This is a genomic window from Pseudomonas sp. SR18, from assembly GCF_023701505.1.
In the GTDB taxonomy this organism is placed as follows: Bacteria; Pseudomonadota; Gammaproteobacteria; order Pseudomonadales; family Pseudomonadaceae; genus Aquipseudomonas; species Aquipseudomonas cyclaminis.
The window spans coordinates 113,054-133,269 of the sequence record NZ_JAMQAU010000008.1; the positions used below are offsets into that span (position 1 = coordinate 113,054).

At 60.1% G+C, this 20,216-nt stretch carries 20 protein-coding genes and 5 tRNA genes; 16 read left to right on the forward strand and 9 right to left on the reverse strand.

Going from position 1 to position 20,216, the window contains the following annotated elements; all coding sequences use genetic code 11:
- Window positions 1–56 precede the first annotated feature (56 nt).
- A complete protein-coding gene (locus NDJ82_RS14030) occupies window positions 57–1,082 on the reverse strand; it encodes an outer membrane protein assembly factor BamD (RefSeq protein ID WP_099583989.1) in 1,026 nt (341 codons plus the stop codon).
- A gap of 149 nt (window positions 1,083–1,231) precedes the next feature.
- Here NDJ82_RS14030 and rluD point away from each other — a divergent pair, with 149 nt between their 5' ends.
- The 7 genes from rluD (at window position 1,232) to NDJ82_RS14065 (ending at window position 6,330) form a co-directional block, all read left to right on the forward strand.
- Window positions 1,232–2,194, forward strand: a complete 963-nt coding sequence (gene rluD / locus NDJ82_RS14035; protein ID WP_032886184.1) for a 23S rRNA pseudouridine(1911/1915/1917) synthase RluD — start codon at window positions 1,232–1,234, stop codon at window positions 2,192–2,194.
- Window positions 2,191–2,916 (forward strand): peptidoglycan editing factor PgeF, encoded by a 726-nt coding sequence (pgeF, locus tag NDJ82_RS14040; protein ID WP_250925723.1) that lies wholly within the window; start codon window positions 2,191–2,193, stop codon window positions 2,914–2,916. The genes rluD and pgeF overlap by 4 nt, the downstream gene beginning before the upstream one ends.
- A gap of 131 nt (window positions 2,917–3,047) precedes the next feature.
- Window positions 3,048–5,612: an ATP-dependent chaperone ClpB gene (gene clpB / locus NDJ82_RS14045; protein ID WP_099583991.1), complete on the forward strand. Its 2,565-nt coding sequence runs from the start codon at window positions 3,048–3,050 to the stop codon at window positions 5,610–5,612.
- Window positions 5,613–5,916: 304 nt separating this feature from the next.
- A tRNA-Asn gene (locus tag NDJ82_RS14050) sits at window positions 5,917–5,992 on the forward strand.
- Window positions 5,993–6,001: 9 nt separating this feature from the next.
- Window positions 6,002–6,078 (forward strand) — tRNA-Pro (locus NDJ82_RS14055).
- Between the two features lie 5 nt (window positions 6,079–6,083).
- Window positions 6,084–6,159 (forward strand) — tRNA-Lys (locus NDJ82_RS14060).
- Window positions 6,160–6,253: 94 nt separating this feature from the next.
- Window positions 6,254–6,330, forward strand: a tRNA-Pro gene (locus NDJ82_RS14065).
- Between the two features lie 175 nt (window positions 6,331–6,505).
- On the opposite strand, the gene NDJ82_RS14070 is transcribed toward NDJ82_RS14065, so the two are convergent.
- The 3 genes from NDJ82_RS14070 to NDJ82_RS14080 are packed head-to-tail and all read right to left on the reverse strand — an operon-like array spanning window position 6,506 to window position 8,725.
- Entirely contained in the window at window positions 6,506–7,804 is a 1,299-nt protein-coding gene (locus NDJ82_RS14070) for an NAD(P)/FAD-dependent oxidoreductase (protein WP_112193401.1), read from the reverse strand.
- Between the two features lie 60 nt (window positions 7,805–7,864).
- Window positions 7,865–8,038 carry a DUF3094 family protein gene (locus NDJ82_RS14075; RefSeq protein ID WP_016976295.1) on the reverse strand — a complete coding sequence of 58 codons (174 nt, stop codon included), beginning with the start codon at window positions 8,036–8,038 and terminating at the stop codon, window positions 7,865–7,867.
- Between the two features lie 57 nt (window positions 8,039–8,095).
- Window positions 8,096–8,725: a DUF1780 domain-containing protein gene (locus NDJ82_RS14080; RefSeq protein WP_099587043.1), complete on the reverse strand. Its 630-nt coding sequence runs from the start codon at window positions 8,723–8,725 to the stop codon at window positions 8,096–8,098.
- 129 nt (window positions 8,726–8,854) lie between these two features.
- On the opposite strand from NDJ82_RS14080, the gene NDJ82_RS14085 reads away from it, so the two are divergent.
- Window positions 8,855–9,544, forward strand: coding sequence for an energy-coupling factor ABC transporter permease (locus NDJ82_RS14085; protein ID WP_250925724.1), 690 nt, complete (start codon window positions 8,855–8,857; stop codon window positions 9,542–9,544).
- Between the two features lie 76 nt (window positions 9,545–9,620).
- Complete coding sequence (locus NDJ82_RS14090) at window positions 9,621–9,836, forward strand: hypothetical protein (RefSeq protein ID WP_099587045.1); 216 nt, start codon at window positions 9,621–9,623, stop codon at window positions 9,834–9,836.
- Here the strand turns inward: NDJ82_RS14090 and yacG are convergent.
- Genes yacG through NDJ82_RS14110 form a run of 4 tightly spaced genes read right to left on the reverse strand, consistent with a single transcriptional unit; the run spans window position 9,833 to window position 12,721 of the window.
- Entirely contained in the window at window positions 9,833–10,033 is a 201-nt protein-coding gene (gene yacG, locus NDJ82_RS14095; RefSeq protein ID WP_099587046.1) for a DNA gyrase inhibitor YacG, read from the reverse strand. The two genes, NDJ82_RS14090 and yacG, sit on opposite strands and share 4 nt — an antisense overlap.
- Window positions 10,030–10,653 (reverse strand): dephospho-CoA kinase, encoded by a 624-nt coding sequence (gene coaE, locus NDJ82_RS14100; RefSeq protein ID WP_250925725.1) that lies wholly within the window; start codon window positions 10,651–10,653, stop codon window positions 10,030–10,032. Before coaE ends, yacG begins: the two co-directional genes overlap by 4 nt.
- A complete protein-coding gene (locus tag NDJ82_RS14105) occupies window positions 10,650–11,516 on the reverse strand; it encodes a prepilin peptidase (protein WP_250925726.1) in 867 nt (288 codons plus the stop codon). The genes coaE and NDJ82_RS14105 overlap by 4 nt, the downstream gene beginning before the upstream one ends.
- Window positions 11,513–12,721, reverse strand: coding sequence for a type II secretion system F family protein (locus NDJ82_RS14110; protein WP_250925727.1), 1,209 nt, complete (start codon window positions 12,719–12,721; stop codon window positions 11,513–11,515). Before NDJ82_RS14110 ends, NDJ82_RS14105 begins: the two co-directional genes overlap by 4 nt.
- Window positions 12,722–12,923: 202 nt before the next feature.
- Here NDJ82_RS14110 and NDJ82_RS14115 point away from each other — a divergent pair, with 202 nt between their 5' ends.
- The 4 genes from NDJ82_RS14115 to NDJ82_RS14130 all read left to right on the forward strand — a co-directional run bounded on the left by NDJ82_RS14115 (window position 12,924) and on the right by NDJ82_RS14130 (window position 15,364).
- Window positions 12,924–13,334: a pilin gene (locus NDJ82_RS14115; RefSeq protein ID WP_284738604.1), complete on the forward strand. Its 411-nt coding sequence runs from the start codon at window positions 12,924–12,926 to the stop codon at window positions 13,332–13,334.
- Window positions 13,335–13,368: 34 nt separating this feature from the next.
- Window positions 13,369–14,769 carry an O-antigen ligase family protein gene (locus NDJ82_RS14120; protein ID WP_250925729.1) on the forward strand — a complete coding sequence of 467 codons (1,401 nt, stop codon included), beginning with the start codon at window positions 13,369–13,371 and terminating at the stop codon, window positions 14,767–14,769.
- 48 nt (window positions 14,770–14,817) lie between these two features.
- Window positions 14,818–14,890 (forward strand) — tRNA-Thr (locus tag NDJ82_RS14125).
- Between the two features lie 168 nt (window positions 14,891–15,058).
- Window positions 15,059–15,364: a DUF6388 family protein gene (locus NDJ82_RS14130; RefSeq protein ID WP_250925730.1), complete on the forward strand. Its 306-nt coding sequence runs from the start codon at window positions 15,059–15,061 to the stop codon at window positions 15,362–15,364.
- A gap of 73 nt (window positions 15,365–15,437) precedes the next feature.
- Here the strand turns inward: NDJ82_RS14130 and nadC are convergent, their stop codons facing one another.
- Window positions 15,438–16,286: a carboxylating nicotinate-nucleotide diphosphorylase gene (gene nadC, locus NDJ82_RS14135; RefSeq protein ID WP_250925731.1), complete on the reverse strand. Its 849-nt coding sequence runs from the start codon at window positions 16,284–16,286 to the stop codon at window positions 15,438–15,440.
- Window positions 16,287–16,528: 242 nt separating this feature from the next.
- Between nadC and NDJ82_RS14140 the strand changes: the two genes are divergently transcribed.
- From NDJ82_RS14140 to ampE, 3 genes are all read left to right on the forward strand, one after another.
- A complete protein-coding gene (locus NDJ82_RS14140; protein WP_250925732.1) occupies window positions 16,529–18,679 on the forward strand; it encodes a DUF1631 domain-containing protein in 2,151 nt (716 codons plus the stop codon).
- Between the two features lie 61 nt (window positions 18,680–18,740).
- On the forward strand, window positions 18,741–19,304 hold the full coding sequence (gene ampD / locus NDJ82_RS14145) for a 1,6-anhydro-N-acetylmuramyl-L-alanine amidase AmpD (RefSeq protein ID WP_158878383.1): 564 nt from the start codon (window positions 18,741–18,743) through the stop codon (window positions 19,302–19,304).
- Window positions 19,301–20,137: a regulatory signaling modulator protein AmpE gene (gene ampE / locus NDJ82_RS14150; protein ID WP_112193420.1), complete on the forward strand. Its 837-nt coding sequence runs from the start codon at window positions 19,301–19,303 to the stop codon at window positions 20,135–20,137. The genes ampD and ampE overlap by 4 nt, the downstream gene beginning before the upstream one ends.
- Window positions 20,138–20,216: the final 79 nt, after the last annotated feature.

Consider the following 20,216-nt stretch of genomic DNA (forward strand, 5'->3'; position numbering starts at 1 on the left):
TACTGCCCATAAAAAAGGAGCCCCGAGGGGCTCCTTTTTTGCGTTGCATCGACAGATCAGTCGAACACACCGAAGGTCATGTAGCTGAACCACGAGCGGTCCTGGTTGTTGCCCAGAGCCTCTGGCTCTTCTTCTTCGATCACGTCGCCGTTCTCGTCGTGCGGCTTGAGCTCCGACGGAATGGCTTCCTTGGCGTCCTGGTATTGTTTGATCACGTCCTGATTGGCGCGGGTTTCGCCCGGCGGCAACGGAGGGCGCGACTCGATCAGGCCCAGGGTGTACTTGCTCAGCCACGAACGGTTGTCAGCTTCGGCAACCTGAGGCACGAACTGGCCGTCTTTCAGGCTAGGGTGATCCGGGTAGTTGAGCTTGAGGGTCTCCAGGCTGGTGTTGGCCAGGTCGTCCAGGTGCAGCCGCTGGTAAGCCTCGGTCATCACTGCCAGGCCGTCACCCACGGAAGGGGTTTCCTGGAAGTTCTCTACGACATAGCGGCCACGGTTGGCGGCAGCCACGTACGCCTGACGGGTCAGGTAGTAGTGAGCTACGTGGATTTCGTAGGACGCCAGCAGGTTGCGCAGGTAGATCATGCGCTGCTTGGCGTCCGGCGCGTAGCGGCTGTTCGGATAGCGGCTGGTCAACTGGGCGAACTCGTTGTAGGAGTCGCGGGCAGCACCTGGGTCACGCTTGGTCATGTCCAGCGGCAGGAAGCGCGCCAGCAGGCCAACGTCCTGGTCGAACGAGGTCAGGCCCTTGAGGTAGTAGGCGTAGTCCACGTTCGGGTGTTGCGGGTGCAAGCGGATGAAGCGCTCGGCGGCGGACTTGGCAGCTTCCGGCTCGGCGTTCTTGTAGTTGGCGTAGATCAGCTCAAGCTGAGCCTGGTCGGCGTAGCGCCCGAACGGATAACGCGACTCCAGTGCCTTCAGCTTCGCTGTGGCGCTGGTGTAGCTATTATTGTCCAAGTCTTTCTGTGCCAGTTGGTACAGCTCGACTTCGCTCAGGTTTTCGTCGACGACGTCCTTTGTTGACGAGCAAGCAGCAGTCATGGCGAGGATGGCGATCAGCAGCAGGTGTTTCACTTGCATGGCGGCTTGCGTCCCTATGACGGCCGCTGTCTTGGGCGGGGCCGTCCTGTTATGATGAGCGCCCCGTTGAAAGCCTCGGGGCAAAAGACGCCGTATTTAACCACAAGCGCGCAGCCGAAACCAAAGGCTGTGCCACGCCTAGTCTGAGCATGTCCGATAAAATTGAACTTCGCGCAGAGGTGCCGTCCGAATTGGGCGGCCAACGCCTCGATCAAGTCGCCGCACAATTATTCGCTGAGCACTCGCGCTCGCGCCTTTCCGCCTGGATCAAAGACGGCCGCCTGACTGTGGATGGAGCGGTTATCCGCCCGCGAGACATAGTTCATGGCGGTGCGATTCTTGAGCTGACTGCCGAGCAGGAAGCCCAGGGAGAATGGGTCGCCCAGGACATCGAGCTGGATATCGTCTATGAAGACGACGACATCCTGGTCATCAACAAACCCGCAGGCCTGGTGGTTCACCCGGCGGCCGGGCACGCTGATGGCACCTTGCTCAATGCCCTGTTGCACCATATCCCCGACATCATCAACGTGCCGCGCTGCGGGATCGTGCACCGTCTGGACAAGGACACCACCGGCCTGATGGTGGTCGCCAAGACCATTCAGGCGCAGACGCAGCTGGTTACGCAGTTGCAGAGCCGTAGCGTCAGCCGGATCTATGAGTGCATCGTGATCGGCGTGGTCGTCGCGGGTGGCAAGATCAACGCCCCCATCGGTCGCCACGGCCAGCAGCGCCAGCGCATGGCGGTAATGGAAGGCGGCAAGCAAGCCGTGAGCCACTACCGTGTGCTGGAGCGTTTCCGTTCCCACACTCACGTGCGGGTCAAGCTGGAAACCGGTCGTACTCACCAGATCCGCGTGCACATGGCCCACATCAACTTCCCGTTGGTCGGCGATCCTGCCTACGGTGGCCGCTTCCGCATTCCGCCTGCGGCCAGCCAGACCATGGTCGAATCGCTCAAGACGTTCCCGCGCCAGGCACTGCATGCACGTTTCCTGGAGCTGGATCATCCGACGAGCGGTAAGCGCATGAGTTGGGAATCGCCACTGCCGGACGATTTTGTCTGGTTGCTGTCGCTGCTCAAACAGGACCGCGAGGCGTTTGTCGGATGAGTGACTGGCTGATACCTGACTGGCCCGCGCCGGCTCGGGTAAAGGCTTGTGTCACCACCCGTGCGGGTGGCGTCAGCCTGGCGCCATTCGACAGCCTCAACCTGGGCGATCATGTCGAGGACAGCCTGGAGGCGGTCCTTGAAAACCGCCGTCGTCTCAGCGACGCCTTCGCTATTCAGCCGGCCTGGCTGCGCCAAGTCCATGGGGTGAGCGTGGTCGAGGCCGATCCTGGCCACACGGCTGAAGCTGATGGCAGTTGGACCAGCACCCCTGGCATCGCCTGTACCGCTATGACTGCCGATTGCCTGCCCGCGTTGTTCTGCAACCGTGCCGGGACTCGCGTCGCAGCGGCCCATGCCGGTTGGCGTGGGTTGGCGGCCGGTGTGTTGGAGGCTGCTTTCGAAAGCCTGGAGACTGAACCTGCCGACGTATTGGTCTGGCTGGGTCCGGCAATCGGTCCGCAAGCCTTTGAAGTCGGCCCGGAAGTGCGTGAAGCGTTCATGCAGCAACTGCCGATCACGGCCGAAGCTTTTGTGCCGAGCCATAACCCTGGCAAGTTCATGGCCGACATCTATCAACTGGCCCGCCTGCGCCTTGCCGCGCGGGGTGTCACGGCTGTCTACGGTGGCGGTTTGTGCACGGTGACCGATCCGCGCTTCTTCTCTTACCGGCGCAGCCCGCGCACCGGTCGATTTGCCTCCCTTATCTGGCTCGAACGCTAGACTCTCCTGACTTACGTCAACTGTCCGTGGCTTGAATCTTCCAGAATCCACCCCATCTATAAGGGTATCTGGCAGGTTTCTTCATTCAGGAATGTTTTATAGCTCCGGCCTGCTCAAAAGGAAGGTGACTAATGCGTATTGATCGTTTAACCAGCAAATTACAGTTGGCCTTATCGGACTCCCAATCGTTGGCGGTAGGTCTCGACCACCCGGCCATCGAGCCTGCGCACTTGATGCAGGCACTCCTGGAGCAGCAAGGTGGTTCTATCAAGCCCTTGCTGATGCAGGTGGGCTTTGATGTCAGCAGCCTGCGCAAGGAATTGAGCAAGGAGCTCGATCAACTGCCAAAAATCCAAAACCCGACCGGCGACGTGAACATGTCGCAGGACTTGGCGCGCCTGCTCAACCAGGCCGACCGCCTGGCCCAGCAGAAGGGTGACCAGTTCATCTCCAGCGAACTGGTACTGCTCGCCGCCATGGACGAGAACAGCAAGCTCGGCAAATTGTTGTTGGGCCAGGGCGTGAGCAAGAAAGCCCTGGAGAACGCCATCAACAACCTGCGTGGCGGCGACGCAGTAAACGACCCTAACCACGAGGAGTCGCGCCAGGCCCTGGACAAGTACACCGTCGACCTGACCAAACGCGCCGAAGAAGGCAAGCTTGACCCGGTGATCGGCCGTGACGATGAAATTCGTCGCACTATCCAGGTCCTGCAGCGTCGCACCAAGAACAACCCGGTGTTGATCGGTGAGCCTGGCGTGGGTAAAACCGCGATTGCTGAAGGCCTGGCCCAACGCATCATCAATGGTGAAGTGCCGGACGGCCTTAAAGGCAAGCGCCTGTTGTCCCTGGATATGGGCGCGTTGATCGCCGGTGCCAAGTTCCGTGGCGAGTTCGAAGAACGCCTCAAATCCCTGCTCAATGAACTGTCGAAGCAGGACGGGCAGATCATTCTGTTCATCGACGAACTGCATACCATGGTCGGCGCCGGTAAAGGCGAGGGCTCCATGGACGCTGGCAACATGCTCAAGCCCGCCTTGGCGCGGGGCGAGTTGCATTGCGTCGGTGCAACGACGCTCAACGAGTACCGCCAATATATAGAGAAGGACGCGGCTCTTGAGCGGCGCTTCCAGAAAGTGCTGGTAGAAGAGCCTAGTGAAGAAGACACCATCGCGATCCTGCGTGGCCTGAAAGAGCGCTATGAGGTCCACCATAAGGTGGCGATTACTGATGGTGCGATCATTGCGGCGGCCAAATTGAGTCATCGCTATATCACCGACCGTCAGTTACCGGACAAGGCCATCGATTTGATCGACGAAGCGGCCAGCCGCATTCGTATGGAAATCGATTCCAAACCGGAAGTGCTCGACCGCCTTGATCGGCGCCTGATTCAACTGAAAGTCGAATCCCAGGCCCTCAAGAAAGAAGAGGACGACGCGGCGAAGAAACGTCTGGAAAAACTCCAGGAAGAAATCGTGCGCCTGGAACGCGAGTACTCGGACCTTGAAGAAATCTGGACCTCGGAAAAAGCCGAGGTGCAGGGCTCTGCGCAGATCCAGCAAAAGATCGAGCAGTCCCGCCAGGAACTGGAAGCCGCTCGCCGCAAGGGCGACCTGAACCGCATGGCCGAGTTGCAGTACGGGGTCATCCCGGACCTGGAGCGCAGCCTGCAAATGGTCGACCAGCACGGCAAGTCTGAAAACCAGTTGCTGCGCAGCAAGGTGACCGAGGAAGAAATCGCCGAAGTCGTCTCCAAGTGGACCGGCATTCCGGTGTCGAAAATGCTCGAAGGCGAGCGCGACAAGCTGTTGAAGATGGAGCATCTGTTGCACCAGCGCGTGATCGGCCAGGAAGAGGCGGTTGTGGCAGTGTCCAACGCGGTACGACGTTCGCGCGCCGGGTTGTCCGACCCGAATCGTCCGAGCGGCTCGTTCATGTTCCTCGGCCCGACCGGCGTGGGTAAAACCGAGCTGTGCAAGGCGCTGGCCGAATTCCTCTTTGATACTGAAGAGGCCATGGTGCGGATCGATATGTCCGAGTTCATGGAGAAACACTCGGTGGCCCGTCTGATCGGCGCACCACCAGGCTATGTGGGCTACGAGGAGGGCGGTTACCTGACCGAAGCCGTGCGACGCAAGCCTTACTCGGTGATCCTGCTGGATGAGGTCGAGAAGGCGCATCCGGATGTGTTCAACATCCTGCTGCAAGTGCTGGAAGATGGTCGGTTGACGGACAGCCACGGGCGTACGGTGGACTTTCGCAACACGGTAATCGTGATGACCTCCAACCTGGGCTCGTCGCAGATCCAGGAGCTGGTAGGGGACCGTGAGGCTCAGCGCGCTGCTGTCATGGACGCGTTGACCTCGCACTTCCGCCCGGAATTCATCAACCGGGTCGACGAAGTGGTGATCTTCGAGCCCTTGGCGCGGGATCAGATTGCGGGCATTACCGAGATCCAGTTGGGGCGCCTGCGCAGTCGTCTGGCTGAGCGCGAACTGTCGCTGCAGCTGAGCCGCGAGGCGTTGGATAAGCTCATCGCGGTTGGTTACGACCCGGTGTATGGCGCACGGCCTTTGAAGCGTGCGATTCAGCGCTGGATCGAGAACCCGCTGGCGCAGTTGATCCTTTCGGGCAGTTTTATGCCGGGTACCAGCGTCGAAGCCACTGTGGAAAACGACGAAATCGTCTTCCACTGAGCCTGAACAGCAGGCAAATAAGAGAAGGCCCCGCATCGCGGGGCCTTTTTTTTCGTTAGGGCGTTGAACTGTAAGGAAAAGGCTTGTAAAGTGCGCCCCGCAGCAACGTCAGCCCACGGGTTTCTTCTCCCCAAGAAGAAATCAGAAAGAAGCGCAAATCATTGTCTTAAAAGCAATTTAAAGGGTTGACAGGGGTTTTTAAGATTGTAGAATAGCGCGCCTCAGAGACGCTAACGTAGCGATACGGACAGGGTCGAAGAGGAAGGTTACAGAGCAGTAAAAGTTGTACTTTGAAATATGTAGTTCCGTGATAGCTCAGTCGGTAGAGCAAATGACTGTTAATCATTGGGTCCCAGGTTCGAGTCCTGGTCACGGAGCCAATTTCAAACCGGGGTATAGCGCAGTCCGGTAGCGCGCCTGCTTTGGGAGCAGGATGTCGGGAGTTCGAATCCCCCTACCCCGACCATATTTGGGTCGTTAGCTCAGTTGGTAGAGCAGTTGGCTTTTAACCAATTGGTCGTAGGTTCGAATCCCACACGACCCACCATTTTTGAGACCAGTTAACGCTGGAATCGAATCTTAAGATCAGAGGCCAAAAGCGCTGATCGAAGAAGGCGACTGAAAGGTCGCCTTTTTTTTACCGGGGTATAGCGCAGTCCGGTAGCGCGCCTGCTTTGGGAGCAGGATGTCGGGAGTTCGAATCCCCCTACCCCGACCATATTAAAAATCCTCGTATCGAAAGATACGGGGATTTTTTTTGCGTGCGCAAAACTCAAGTGCCCTGAAAAGCTGATGTGGGAGGGAGCTTGCTCCCGATGCAGTGGTTCAGTTACCAAATACTTGGCTGACCCACCGCTATCGGGAGCAAGTCCCTCCCACATGGTTTTATGGTGTTAGTGAAGCTTCAGGCGCGGCTCAGTCCCGCGTCCAATCTTGCTGCCCAGCATCAACATCGCGGTGCGGAAGAAGCCATACAGCGCCATCTGGTGCATGCGATACAGCGACACATAGAACATCCGCGCCAGCCAACCCTCCAGCATCACGCTGCCGGTCAAGTTGCCCATCAGGTTACCCACAGCGGAAAAGCGCGACAGCGAGATCAGCGAGCCATAGTCGGTGTACTTGTACGACGGCAGCTCCTTGCCCTCGATGCGCAGCTTCAACGACTTGGCCAGCAACGACGCCTGCTGGTGAGCCGCCTGGGCCCGTGGCGGCACGTTGCGGTCGGTGCCCGGTTGCGGGCAGGCGGCGCAGTCGCCGAAGGCAAAGATATTTTCGTCGCGGGTGGTTTGCAGCGTCGGCAGTACTTGCAGCTGATTGATACGGTTGGTTTCCAGGCCATCAATGTCCTTGAGGAAGCCTGGTGCGCGAATCCCGGCAGCCCACACCTTAAGGCTGGCCGGAATCACCTGGCCGCTGCTGGTAATCAGTGCATCGGCGGTGACTTCGCTGACAGCCGAGTTGGTCAGCACGGTCACGCCGAGCTTCTCCAGGGTTTTATGCACGGGCCCGCCGATACGCTCCGGCAGGGCAGGCAGCACCCGTGGACCGGCTTCAATCAAGGTGATATGCATGTTTTCCGGCTTGATCCGGTCCAGCCCATAGGCTGCCAGTTCATGGGCGGCATTGTGCAGCTCGGCGGCCAGCTCGACGCCGGTGGCGCCAGCGCCGACGATGGCGACGCTGATCTGTTCAACGGCATCGGTCTGCCCGGCATGGGCGCGCAGGTAGTGGTTGAGCAGTTGCTGGTGAAAGCGCTCGGCCTGTTTGCGGGTATCGAGGAACAGGCAGTGCTGCGCTGCGCCTTCGGTGCCGAAATCGTTGGTGGTACTGCCGACCGCAATCACCAGGCTGTCATAGCCCAGCACGCGCGCAGGCACCAGTTCGCGGCCCTCTTCGTCGAGGGTGGCGGCCAGTTGGATTTTCTTCTGCTCACGGTCGAGCCCGCTCATACGCCCCAGTTGGAACTCGAAGTGGTTCCATTTGGCCTGGGCGACGTAATTGAGTTCGTCTTCCGAAGAGTTAAGCGAGCCGGCAGCCACTTCATGCAGCAGCGGCTTCCAGATATGGGTCAGGTTGGTGTCCACCAGCGTGACGCTGGCGGTGCCGCGCTTGCCCAGAGTCTTACCCAGGCGGGTAGCCAACTCCAGGCCGCCGGCGCCGCCGCCGACGATAATAATACGATGGGTCATGGGGATATCTCGCAAGGCTAAAAGAAATCGGAGCAGTTACCCCCGCGAGCGCCAGGCAGCTCATAGCGTCAGGTAACTCAAAAGGCGGCTCAGCAGACCGAGCCCGATCACCACTACCAGCACCACACCAAGGAGCAGCCACGGCCGGAAAGGCTTGCGCTCGACTCGGTTCTGGGAGAGTTGCAGGTACTCTTCGACATGCTGTTGGTCGTCGGGGTTCAGGCGGCTGGTCATAGAAGGCCTCGTCAGGTAGACGTTGCAAAAGGGCGCCACGTTACAGTCGGGGTGGGATCAGAGGCTGATGCCCACGTCGAACACTATGCTGCGCCCCAGGTTGTTGCGCAAGAAATCCGGCGCGTCCGGGTGAGCGAACAGCACCCGTGCAAACGTCGGCCCGACCAGAGACAGCGAGCGCCACCCCTGGCGCAGATACTCGGTGGGCGGTGGAAAGTGGCTGTTGAGGTCCAGCACTTCGCGCTTGAGGCTGGTGAAGGCGACGATATCCAGCTCGCCCAGATCCATCCCGCGCTCTTTATAGTTGTGCGCTTTTTTGCGCAGTGTGGGCCCCAGGCGCAGCAGGAATTCATGGGCGGGAATGCGTCGCGGCTTGGCTTCGCGCCGAACCAGTTGGCTGAGGGAAAAGGCACTGCGTCGGCGTAGCAATTCATCGCGCCATTCGTCGTTGAGTCGCCGCCCTTCATCCAGTACAAAAAACACCTCGAAACTGGCATCACGAAACAATACATCCGGCGGCTCTTGCCCTGCAGCGTGAAACTCTTCGGCGCGGTAGGGCACGTTCAAGCCTTGTAGCAGGCGCTGGCAGACCCAACGCTCACGCTCCCATTTGCGGGCATTGGACAGGAATGCGTTGGCTTGTTCGGCTGCTACGGTGAGCAGGCGCAAATAATCTGAGTCATCCATGCTTGCAGCTTAGCGTCCAAATGATGACTGCAGGAAGTCTCGCTGCAAAAGGGCGGTGTAGACTGACGACTCGACTTCAACTCCTGCAAAGAGGTGTGCGGTGAGCTTTTTTGCCTTGGTAGTTCACCCATGATCAGTGCCGCAGTGTTGGCGCCTGCAACCCTCGGCATCGGTTGGCTGCTGTACGCGCCGGTACTGCTGTGGGCCGCTGTGCGTTCGCCATGGGTTGAATTGTTCGCCGACCGGCGGCGCCAGCATCTGCTGTTCGGTACGGTGTTCGCGTTGTTCATGTTGTGGCTGGTGCGGCGCGATTTCGATACCGGTGTGTCTTACCACTTTATCGGCATGACCGCCGTGACCCTGCTGTTGGATTGGCCCCTGGCAATCGTAGGGGGCTTTGCCGCCCAGTTCGGTTTGATGCTGCTGGGGCGTCAGGATCTGGCAGCCCTTGGTATCAACGGCCTGCTGCTGATCGTGCTGCCGGTGCTGGTCACCGAAGGTTGCGCGGTGCTGGTCGAGCGTGCGCAACCGCGTAATCCTTTTGTGTATATCTTCTGTTCGGGTTTTTTTGCCGCCGCGCTGTCGGCCTTGTTCTGTCTTCTGCTGGGGCTGGGTTTACTGTGGTTTGACGGACGTTTTGCAATGCCCGAATGGCTGGAAGATTTTGTCGGCTACCTGTGGCTCATCATCTTCCCCGAGGCATTTATCAACGGCATGGTCGTCAGCGCTCTGGTGGTGTTCTGTCCAGAATGGCTGGAGACCTTCAACCGCACCCGCTACCTCTCTGCGCCCTGGAAGGATGACGAATCGCAGCGTTGATCCAGATCAAATCCAGTACGAGCAAGCAGGCCCATGCTCAGCCAAATTTTAGGTGAGTAAGGCGGGAGCACGGATCATGGGTGTGTATGAGTGGGCACGGCAGGAGTTGCGCAAAAGCCAGGATTCGGCGCAGGAAATCGGTTTTGACCCAGGCTTGACCCTGCGCGCCATGCTCAGTGCGGTGGTGCAGCAGAGCAAGGGCGTGCGCAGTTTTGAAGACCTGGCCGACGAGCTGCAATACCTTGCAGAGAACCTCGACGACCAGCAGGAATACGCCTTTATGCGGCCTTAATGGCGCGGCGACAGGTCTTCGGAAAACAGCTCGTCTTCGGCATCCGGGGCCACGGGAATCTTGTGCTCTTCAGCGGCCCAGGCGCCCAGGTCGATGAGTTTGCAGCGGTCCGAGCAGAACGGCCGGTTGAGGTTGTCGGTTTTCCATTCCACGGGTGCGCCGCAGGTTGGGCAGTCGACGGTCAAGGGTTGGCTCATGATCGGCCTCCACGCAAAGTAAGGTAAAAGTGGTGCAGTCGCTCGACCTCGCTGTGCAGCCAGGCGAGGTCCCGGTCATTGACCAGCACGTCATCGGCATGGTTCAGGCGGTCTTCACGGCTGGACTGAGCCTTGAGGATCGCCTGCACCTGTTGCTCGCTGATGCCGTCGCGCTGCAGGGTACGCTGAATCTGCAGCGATTGCGGCACGTCGATCACCAGGATGCGCTGGGTCATGCTGTATTGGCCGGATTCGATCAGCAGCGGCGACACCAGGATCGCGTAAGGCGAGCGCGCGCGCGCCAGGTGGCTGCGAATCTCCTCGCCGATCAGCGGGTGCAGCAAGCCTTCCAGCCATAGGCGCTCTTCGGGTACTTCAAAGATCAGCTTGCGCAACGCGGCGCGGTCCAACTGGCCGTCGTGCTGCAGCACGCCGCCGCCAAAGTGTTCGACGATGCGGGCCAGCGCCGGCCGGCCAGGCTCGACTACCCAGCGGGCGGCGTGGTCGGCGTCGACCAGGTCGATGCCCAGGTCGATAAAGTGCTGGGCCGCCGCGCTTTTACCGCTGCCGATGCCGCCGGTGAGGCCGAGAATCAAGGGTGTTGCAACAGAAGTGGTCATCTGAAACCGACAGACTGCAAATAGAAGTCGGTTATTTGACCACCCCAGAGCAATGCAATCCAGCCGGCAATTGCCAGATACGGACCAAATGGCATCGGTGCCGACGCCTGGGTCTTGCGTACGCGCATCAGGATCAGCCCGCTAAACACGCCTACCAGCGACGACATAAACAGCGTCATCGGCAAAATCTGCCAGCCACCCCAGGCGCCTAGCAAGGCCAGTAACTTGAAGTCACCGTGGCCCATGCCGTCCTTTCCAGTGACCAGCTTGAACAGCCAGAACACGCTCCACAGGCTCAGATAGCCGATCACCGCGCCCCAAAGGGCATCGGGCAATGTGGTCAATAATTCAAAACTGTTGACGATCAACCCCAGCCACAGCAACGGTAGCACCAGCACATCCGGGAGCAACTGGTGGTCTGCGTCGATCAAACTCATCGCCAGTAGCCCCCAGCTCAACAGCAGTACTGCTGCCGCTTGCCAGCCAAAGCCGAAATGCCAGGCGACCCAGGCCGAGATCAGCGCGCACGCAAGTTCGGTTAACGGGTAGCGGGCGCTGATGGCGCCGTGGCAATGAGCACAGCGTCCCCGGAGTATCAGGTAGCTGAACACGGGGATATTTTCCCAGGGCCGGATTGGGTGATCACAGTGCGGGCAGCAGGAATTTGGGCGCATCAGGTTGTAGGTCGGCCCTGCAGGCTCGGCAGGCAAACCGAGCACTTCATGGGCCTGGGCGCGCCATTCCCGTTCGAGCATTTTTGGCAGGCGCCACACCAGCACATTGAGAAAACTGCCGACGATCAGCCCCAGTACCGATGCTATCGCCACAAATGCCCAGGGGGACTCACTCAACAGCAGGTTCAAAATGCGCTCCCCAGTTGGAAGACCGGCAGGTACATGGCGATGACCAGTGCTGCGACGATGCCTCCCAGAACCACCATGATCAGCGGTTCCATCAGGCTGGTGAGGCTATCGACCTGGTTGTCCACGTCGGTCTCATAGTGGTTGGCGACTCTTTCCAGCATCTGTTCCAGCATGCCCGATTCTTCGCCGATTGCCGTCATCTGGATCGCCATGCCGGGAAACAGACCGCTGTTGGCCATGGATTGATTCAACTGCATGCCAGTGGATACATCGTGACGCATATGTTCGATTGCCTGTTTGAACGGAGCATTGCCCACGGCGCCGGCGACGGAGTCCAATGCCTGTACCAGTGGAACACCGGCGGCAAAGGTGGTGGAAAGCGTGCGGGCGTAGCGGGCCACGGCGGATTTTGTCAGCAGTTTGCCTGCCAGGGGCGCTTTCAACAAACCGGTGTCCAGCCAATAGCTGAAACCCGGCGATGACCGATAGGCCTTACGCAGCCCCATGGCTGCGAAGGCAATGCCCAAGACCAGCATCCACCAGGCTTGCTGCATGAATGCCGACAGGGCGATCACCTGCAAGGTAAACGCTGGCAGTTTGCCGCCGACCCCGGCGAACAGCGTCTGGAACTGCGGCACAACGTGGACCAGCAGTACGCCGGTGACCAGGCTGGCAACCACCAGCACCGCAATGGGGTATGTCATGGCCTTTTTGACCTTGGCCTTGAGTTGCTCATTCTTTTCGCGATGGATCGCCACACGCTCCAGCAGGGTCTCCAATGCGCCGGCCTGCTCGCCGGCGGCTACCAGGTTGCAGTACAGCTCATCGAAGTAGCGCGGCTGTTTGCGCAGTGCGTCGGCCAGGCTGGCGCCAGCTGCGACCTGCTGTTTCAGCGCCTGCACCAGCTCACGCACGGCGCGGTTGTCGAAGCCTTCGTTGATGATGTCGAAGGCTTGCAGCAGGGGGATTCCGGCGTTCAGTAACGTGGCCAGTTGGCGAGTGAGCAGGGTGATGTCAGCCGCCTTGGCCGACTGGGCCAGGCCTGGCAGCATCGGGGATTGCTTGCGCACCCGACCTGGGCTGATCCCTTGCAGGCGCAGTTGTGCCTTGACCAGGGCAGGGTTGTGCCCTTTGGTCTGCCCGGACACCCTGCGTCCTTTGCGGTTGATGCCTTCCCAAGCGTAGATCGTTGAAGGGTTGTTCATGTCGCGGTTCCGCATACAAGTCATCGAAGATTTATAGCGTAGTCAGGTGACGGATCCGGGCATGCCGATGGCGCCGGATAAAATGTCAGAATGTGCGTCTTGTGCGCGATTGACCGCTTGCGGGTGAGTACACTGGCGCCGCTGAAAAAAACGGGGTGCAGGACGCGCCTTGTCATGAGTTTTATTCTGGAGAGTGAATGTGATGAGTCAGAAAGGCTTTACCTTGATCGAGTTGTTGATCGTCGTGGCAATCATCGGCATTTTGGCCACCATCGGCCTGCCGATGTACACCACACACCAGGCCAAGGCCAAGTTCACTGCCGGCCTGGCTGAAATTACCGCGTTGAAGGCCGGTTATGAGGACACTATCAACCAGGGCACCGTACCCACCCTGGCGTTGATCGGTGGCACCAGCCCCACCGCCAACTGCAAAATCGATGTGGCAGGCGACGTTGCTACGGGCGCGGGCTCCATCAGTTGCGAAATACTCGACGCGCCAGCGCCGGTACTGGGCAAGACCATCAGCCTGACGCGCAGCGCCACCGGTTGGAAGTGCACTACAACCGCTGAAGAGAAATATGCCAGCAAGGGTTGCAGCGCTGGCGGTGCATAACTGCTGAACCATCCACAGGGACTAGAGGTGGCCGATGGCGTTATCCGTACGGCAGCGAGGCGGGGCTTTCCTGGTAGCAGTGGTGTGCTTGCTGACGATTGGGGTTTGCGCACCGTTCGGTGGGCATGATCTGCAGCGTGTAATGCAGATTGCCATTGGGCTCTGCGCGGTACTGTACGGGTTGTCGGTTTCCGCGCTTGAACCCTTGGTGGACAGGCACACGGCCTGGGGCCTGGCGCTGATTATTGCGCTGGGCCTGCTGTCTTCGGCACAGGCCCATCAGCCGCTCTGGGCATTCACCGAAGTGGCGTTGCTGGTCAGCTGCGCGGCAGTCGCCGTAGCGTTTGCCTTGCTCCGCCGGCACGGTGGGGGCGCGATGGATCGTGTGCTGATCCTGGTTGTGCTGCTGCTATGCCTGATCAAATCCATTCAATATCTGTACGCCGGCGCGCTGGTGCTGACCAGCGGAGCGCTGACGCTGGACCCAGACCTGTTGCTGTCCGGCTTTTCCAACAAGCGCTTCTACGGTCAATTCCAGACATTCACGCTGCCGTTACTGGCGCTTCCCCTGCTGATACCCCAAGTCTCCCGCGCTGTGCGAGGCGCAGTGTTCGCGTTGTTGTGCGTCTGGTGGCTGATCGCGATCAGCGGGGGGACGCGCGGCACATGGCTGGGGATGGGCGCGGCGGGTTTGCTGCTGGCACTGCTGGGGCCTTGGGGGCGACGCTGGCTCGGATGGCAGTTGGCCGCTGTTGTCGGCGGGCTGTTGCTGTACTGGCTGGCGTTTACAGTACTGGCCGATCACTTGGGAATCGTGCTCTCCAGTGGTGCTGGTGATCGCCTCACCACCTCGCTGTCGGGTCGCGGTCCGATCTGGTGGCAGTCGTGGCATATGCTCGTCGAACGTCCGTGGCTGGGGTTCGGGCCGATGCATTTTGCCGATATTGCCAACAAGATCGCCGCCCATCCACATCAGTCTGTCTTGCAATGGGCCAGCGAGTGGGGTGGGCCATCGACCTTGATCGTTGCTGCTTTGGCGTGGCGCGCTGGCTGGGCCACGTTTGGCGTATTGCGTGAGAGGGCTCTGTCCGCCGAGCGCGCTGACCTGATGCGCTTGTGCCTGTTTGCCGCGTTGGTCGGCGCGTTAGTGCAGTCCATGGTCGACGGTGTGACCGTGATGCCTAATTCCCAGGTCTGGCTGGCGTTGCTAATAGGCTGGCTGATGGCCCTGCATGTGTGGCGTGCCCCGGCAACGCCTGCACTGCCACTGGGCTGGGAGATATGGAAAGGACTGAGTGTGCTGGCCGTTGGTCTGTTGATCGTGATTGCACTGCGTGACGTGCCTCACATCGCGCAAGCCCAGCAGCAATACCTGGGCGCCGAGGGCGATCACCTGCAACCGCGCTTCTGGGCTCAAGGCGTCATTGCCCGCTAAGGGACGTAAGTTGCCGGACGCCCGATGCGGTGCTAGCTTTAGCCCACCGCCCGTGTAGCTCAGTTGGTAGAGCAGCGCACTCGTAACGCGAAGGTCGCAGGTTCGACTCCTGTCTCGGGCATAAAGGCACTACTGCTTGTTTTAGATGCAATGTTTCAAAGGCAATGTTTTCAGATGATCCCAGAATGGTTCTGAAGGCCAGGCGAGTCGGCATTCGTGCCCGCTCTTTTGTATCTGCGCAACCTTGATGACCCAGATGCATCCCCATTCCTCGATCTAAGAGAACGACATGACCACGACTGAAATGACCCAGGAAGTTCAGCATCAAGCAGCCCTTGATAAGTACCTTGAGGCAACGCCGCAGCTTAAAGAAGAGATCAAGGACCTGAGCGCCGATGATCAGCGTAACCAGATCCAGTGGGCATTCGAGGACGAGGCCGAGAGCCAGGGTCTCCAGCCTTGGGAGTTGTCCCTCAAGTACACCTCGACACCGAAAGAGTTCGAAGCCGCACGGCTGGCCTTGCACAAAGAGGCGGCCGAGGTGCTGGGTGTTGAGTGGGACGAGTATTGCGAAATGAATAATCTGGTGGTTTGAAAACAGCGGTACGTTTCAAGCTGCAAGTGGTCATACGGCCTCTTGCAGCTTGACGCTCATCGCTTTCAGCGCCTCATATGCTGAGTCGCATCGACAAATCCACCGCCTTCACATCCTTGGTCATCGCCCCGATGGAGATGTAATCCACGCCGGTTTCAGCGATGGGCAGCAGGGTGCTTTCATTGATCCCGCCGCTGGCTTCCAGCTTCGCCTTGCCGCCGTTCAGGCGTACGGCCTCACGCATATCCTCCAGGCTCAACTCATCAAGCATGATGATGTCGGCGCCCGCCGCCAGTGCTTCGCGCAGTTCTTCCAGGCTTTCCACTTCAATTTCCACCGGCTTGCCGGGTGCGATCTTGTGCGCGGCAGTAATGGATTGGGCGATACCGCCGCAGGCCGCGATATGGTTTTCCTTGATCAGGAATGCGTCATACAAACCGATGCGGTGGTTGTGGCAGCCGCCGCAGGTCACGGCGTATTTCTGCGCCAGGCGCAGGCCGGGTAGGGTTTTGCGGGTGTCCAGCAGCTTGACCTGGGTGCTGGCAACAAAATCTGCGAGGAACCGCGCGCGCGTGGCGACGCCGGACAGCAACTGCAGAAAGTTCAGGGCAGAGCGTTCGCCGCTGAGCAGCGAGCGCGCCGGGCCTTCGAGGTGGAACAGGGCTTGGTTGGGGCTGACCCGTTCGCCGTCGGCCACTTGCCAGTGTACGGCGACCCGTGGGTCCAGTTGGCGGAACACGGCGTCCACCCAGGCCGTACCGGCAATGACCGCGCTGTCGCGGGTAATGATGGTGGCCGTGGCCAAGCGTTCGGTCGGGATCAACTGCGCGGTAATGTCGCCGCTGCCGATGTCCTCCAGCAGTGCACGGCGCACGTTGGCTTCGATTTCGGCGGTGAGGTCGGCAAGACGGAGATTCGGCATAACAGGCTCCACAAACAAAGTGCCCCGATTATAGGGGCAGCGTGCACTCGAACCCAGACTCACCGCTGATTTACCGCGCAATCTCAGAGTTTGCTGGCGCAACGGGGCTCATTTGCAAGATAATCTCGCGCCTTGCAATTGGCGTCATAGCTTTGACGTCCTGGTGATTACCGGTTTCGACAGCGCCTCATGGGCCTGTACCCGATCTTTCCCAACCAATACCGCCGTTTCAGGAGGCCAGGATGCACAATGACGGAAAGGTGGTGCCAATCAACAGGGCACACGCCACGCCATCGCCGCTCGCGCGCCTGCCGGTGGTATTGCTGCAGGTTCGCGACAAGGCCGCGCAGCAGTTGCAGCACGGGCTGCAGGAGCTGTTCGATAACGCCGACGACACGTTGTTCGAGATGGCAGACAAGGCCCGCAGCAACGTGGACCATCATATTTTCTTTGAAGCCATGCGCGACTTGCGCCTCAAACGCAAGAATTTCGAGCGTGTGTTCATGGAACGGCTGTTCGAAGCCTTTGGCGGCCTGGGCCAGGCGGGACGCGGCGAGCTGCAGATGGTGCCGGTGGTGTCCTATGACGCGGCGCCAGGTTCATCCAAGGATGAGCTGGAAAAAGCCGTTGCACTTGAGACCATGCTCGGCCGCGTGCATCACCGTGACGGGCTGGCGCTGGGGCAACTGACCGCGCGCTTGAGTGCCTTGCTGGGCAATCACCTGGATGACCGTGAAAACCCCTTGGGCCCGGCGCTGCTGTGCGAGTTTTTCCTGCGTGCGGGGCGCAGTCTGGGTGTGGAGATTCGCGTCAAGCTGATCATGCTCAAGCTGTTTGAGAAGTACGTACTCAGCGACGCGGACCAACTGTACGGAGAAGCCAACCAGTTGCTGGTCGCCACCGGCGTGTTGCCGGACCTCAAGGCCGCGCCGTCCCGCCGCCCCGGCGAGCGCGCCACCCGTGATTACCCGCGTGAGGCGGCACTGCCCAGCGCCGAGCAACCCGTCGACGAAAATGGCCAGCAAGCCTTCACTGCCTTGCAGGCGCTGTTGACCGCCGTGCGCGGTAGCGTGTCGCCTACCCTTGAGGCCAGCGCCGAACCCCAGCCCATCGCCACCCGCGACCTGTTGCGGCTGCTGTCGCATTTGCAACAGTACGTACCGGAGCCGCAGGTCGAGGATGATTTCGACCTGCGTAACCAGCTTGAGCAATTGCTCACGCGGGTCAGCGTCAAGAGTGGCAAATCGCGGGTTGTGGAGGAAGCGGACGAGGACGTGATCAACCTGATCGCCCTGCTGTTCGAATTTATCCTCAATGACCGCACCGTGCCGGACGCCTTCAAGGCCTTGATCGGCCGCCTGCAGATCCCTCTGTTGAAAGTGGCTGTGCTGGACAAGAGTTTTTTCAGTCCCTCCGGCCACCCGGCGCGGCGCCTGTTGAATGAAATCGCAGCGTCCGCCATGGGCTGGAGCCCGGTCGATGACTACGCGCACGACAGCCTGTACCTGCGCATTGAGCAGGTGGTTCAGCGTTTGCTCAATGAGTTTGCCGAGGACCCGGCGATTTTTTCCCAATTGCTGACCGAGTTCACCGCGTTCACCGCCGATGAGCGTCGGCGCCGCGAGTTGCTCGAACAGCACACCCGCGACGCTGAAGAAGGGCGCGTACGAACTGAAGCGGCGCGTGCACGGGTGGCCGAGGTGCTCAACCGACGGCTGTTGGGCAAGGTGTTACCGCGAGCGGTGGTGCAGTTTCTGCAACAAGCCTGGAGCCAGGTGCTGTTGCTGGCCAGCCTCAAGCACGGCGAGCAGTCGGTGCAGTGGCAGGCAGCGCTGCGCACCATGGATGAGTTGATCTGGAGTGTGAGCCTGCCGCAAGACACCGACGCCGCAGGCCACTTACTGGTGCAGTTGCCGGGCTTGCTCAAGGCCCTGCGCGACGGGTTGACCAGCGCGGCCTTCGACCCCTTCAGCACCCGAGATTTTTTTGTTCGCTTGCAGGCCCTGCATGTCCAGCCGCCCGAAGGTGTCGATGGCTTGATCGAAGTGCGCGAGCCTTTTGTGCTCAGTGCAACGCCGCCCGATTCAGCCCAGGAGCTGCCGGCGGATGATCCGGACCTGCTCAAGGTGTACCAGCTGCGTATCGGTGGCTGGGTCGTGTTCCAGCCAGATCAGGGCAGTGCCCTGCGATGCAAGTTGATGGCGATCATGGCGCCGGCCAATACCTATGTTTTCGTCGGCCGCACCGGGCTCAAAATCATGCACAAAAGCGTCGGCCAACTTGCACTGGCGTTCAAGCGTGGCGCGCTGCACACCCTGGACGATGGTCCGCTGTTCGAACGGGCACTGGCGGCGGTGGTGGGCCAGTTGCGTCAACTCAATCGCGGCAAGTGATCGCAACCGCGGGGTCGAACGCGGCATACTGGTCACACTTAGTCACGTTCAAGGATCCTGTATGCAGTTGGACCCCGTCAGCGGTTGGTGCCAGGGCATTCGCCATTGCCCGTCCCCCAACTTCAACGAGCGCCCCGCAGGCGAAATCTCACTGTTGGTGGTGCATAACATCAGCCTGCCACCGGCGCAGTTCGCCACGGGCAAGGTGCAGGAATTTTTCCAGAATCGCCTGGATGTCACGGAACATCCCTACTTTGAAGGGATTGCCGACCTACGGGTGTCTGCGCATTTTCTGATTGAGCGCGACGGTGCGGTGACGCAGTTTGTGTCCTGCGTCGACCGGGCCTGGCACGCCGGGGTTTCATGTTTCGAGGGGCGTGAAACCTGTAACGACTTTTCTTTGGGGATAGAGCTGGAAGGCACGGATGACCTGCCGTTCACCGACGCCCAATATAGGTCGCTGATCGACCTGACACTTCAGTTGCGGACCGCCTACCCCGGTATTACACCGCAGCGTATCTGTGGTCACAGCGATATCGCCCCGGGGCGTAAGACCGATCCCGGCCCCGCTTTTGATTGGACGCGCTTTCGCAGCGCTCTGCAGGATGGAGGACACGCACGATGAGTTTTCTGGTGTTGGTGCTGGCGGTGTGGATCGAGAAGTTTTCGGCCATGCGCCAGCGATTGCAGCGTGATGGCGGCTGGTTGCGCGAATTGGCCAAGCTGGAATCGAGCCCGCGCCTGGGCAAACAACCTTGGCTGATTCTGGCCCTGCTGGTGCTGCTGCCAGTGGCGTTGCTGGCGTTGTTGCTGCTGGTGCTGGAACCGGTGGCCTATGGTTTGTTGGCGTTGCCGGTGCACCTGCTGGTGGTGATCTACAGCCTGGGCCGTGGTGACCTGTTGGCCGGGCTTGGGCCGTTTCGCGATGCGTGGCGCCGGGGCGATCTGCAAGCCGCCGAACATGTGGCTGAACGCGATCTGAAAATCGGCGCCGACAGCGGTGAGCAACTGCTGGAACGCGTCCAGGGCCATCTGTTATGGCAGGCCTACCAGAGTTTTTTCGCAGTGATTTTCTGGTACTTCCTGTTGGGCCCGGTCGCCGCACTGGCCTACCGGCTGTTGGCCCTGGCCAGTGAATACAGCCAGAACCCACTGGTGGCCGAGCGCGCTGGGCAGTTACGTCACGCATTTGACTGGTTGCCGGTGCGTCTGCTGGCGGCCAGCTTTGCCTTGGTGGGCAACTTCGTTGCGGTCAGCCGTGTGATGCTTCACGAGTTGCTGAACTGGGACATCAGCGCCGCGCAACTGGTGGAGAAAGTCGGCCTGGTCGCCGCCGAAATCCCACCGCCGGTGGTCGGTGCAGACGGCATCAACAGCCTGGATCGCTTGTGGGAGCTGCTGCTGCGTGCGGCGGTGCTGTGGTATGCCGGGTTCGCCATCTGGACCGTGCTGCCTTGACCCCCCGGACAGGAGCGAGTCCTTCGCTCCTGTCGTTAACCTTAAGTTACAAAACTCCCTTTCAAATTGAGCTATACAG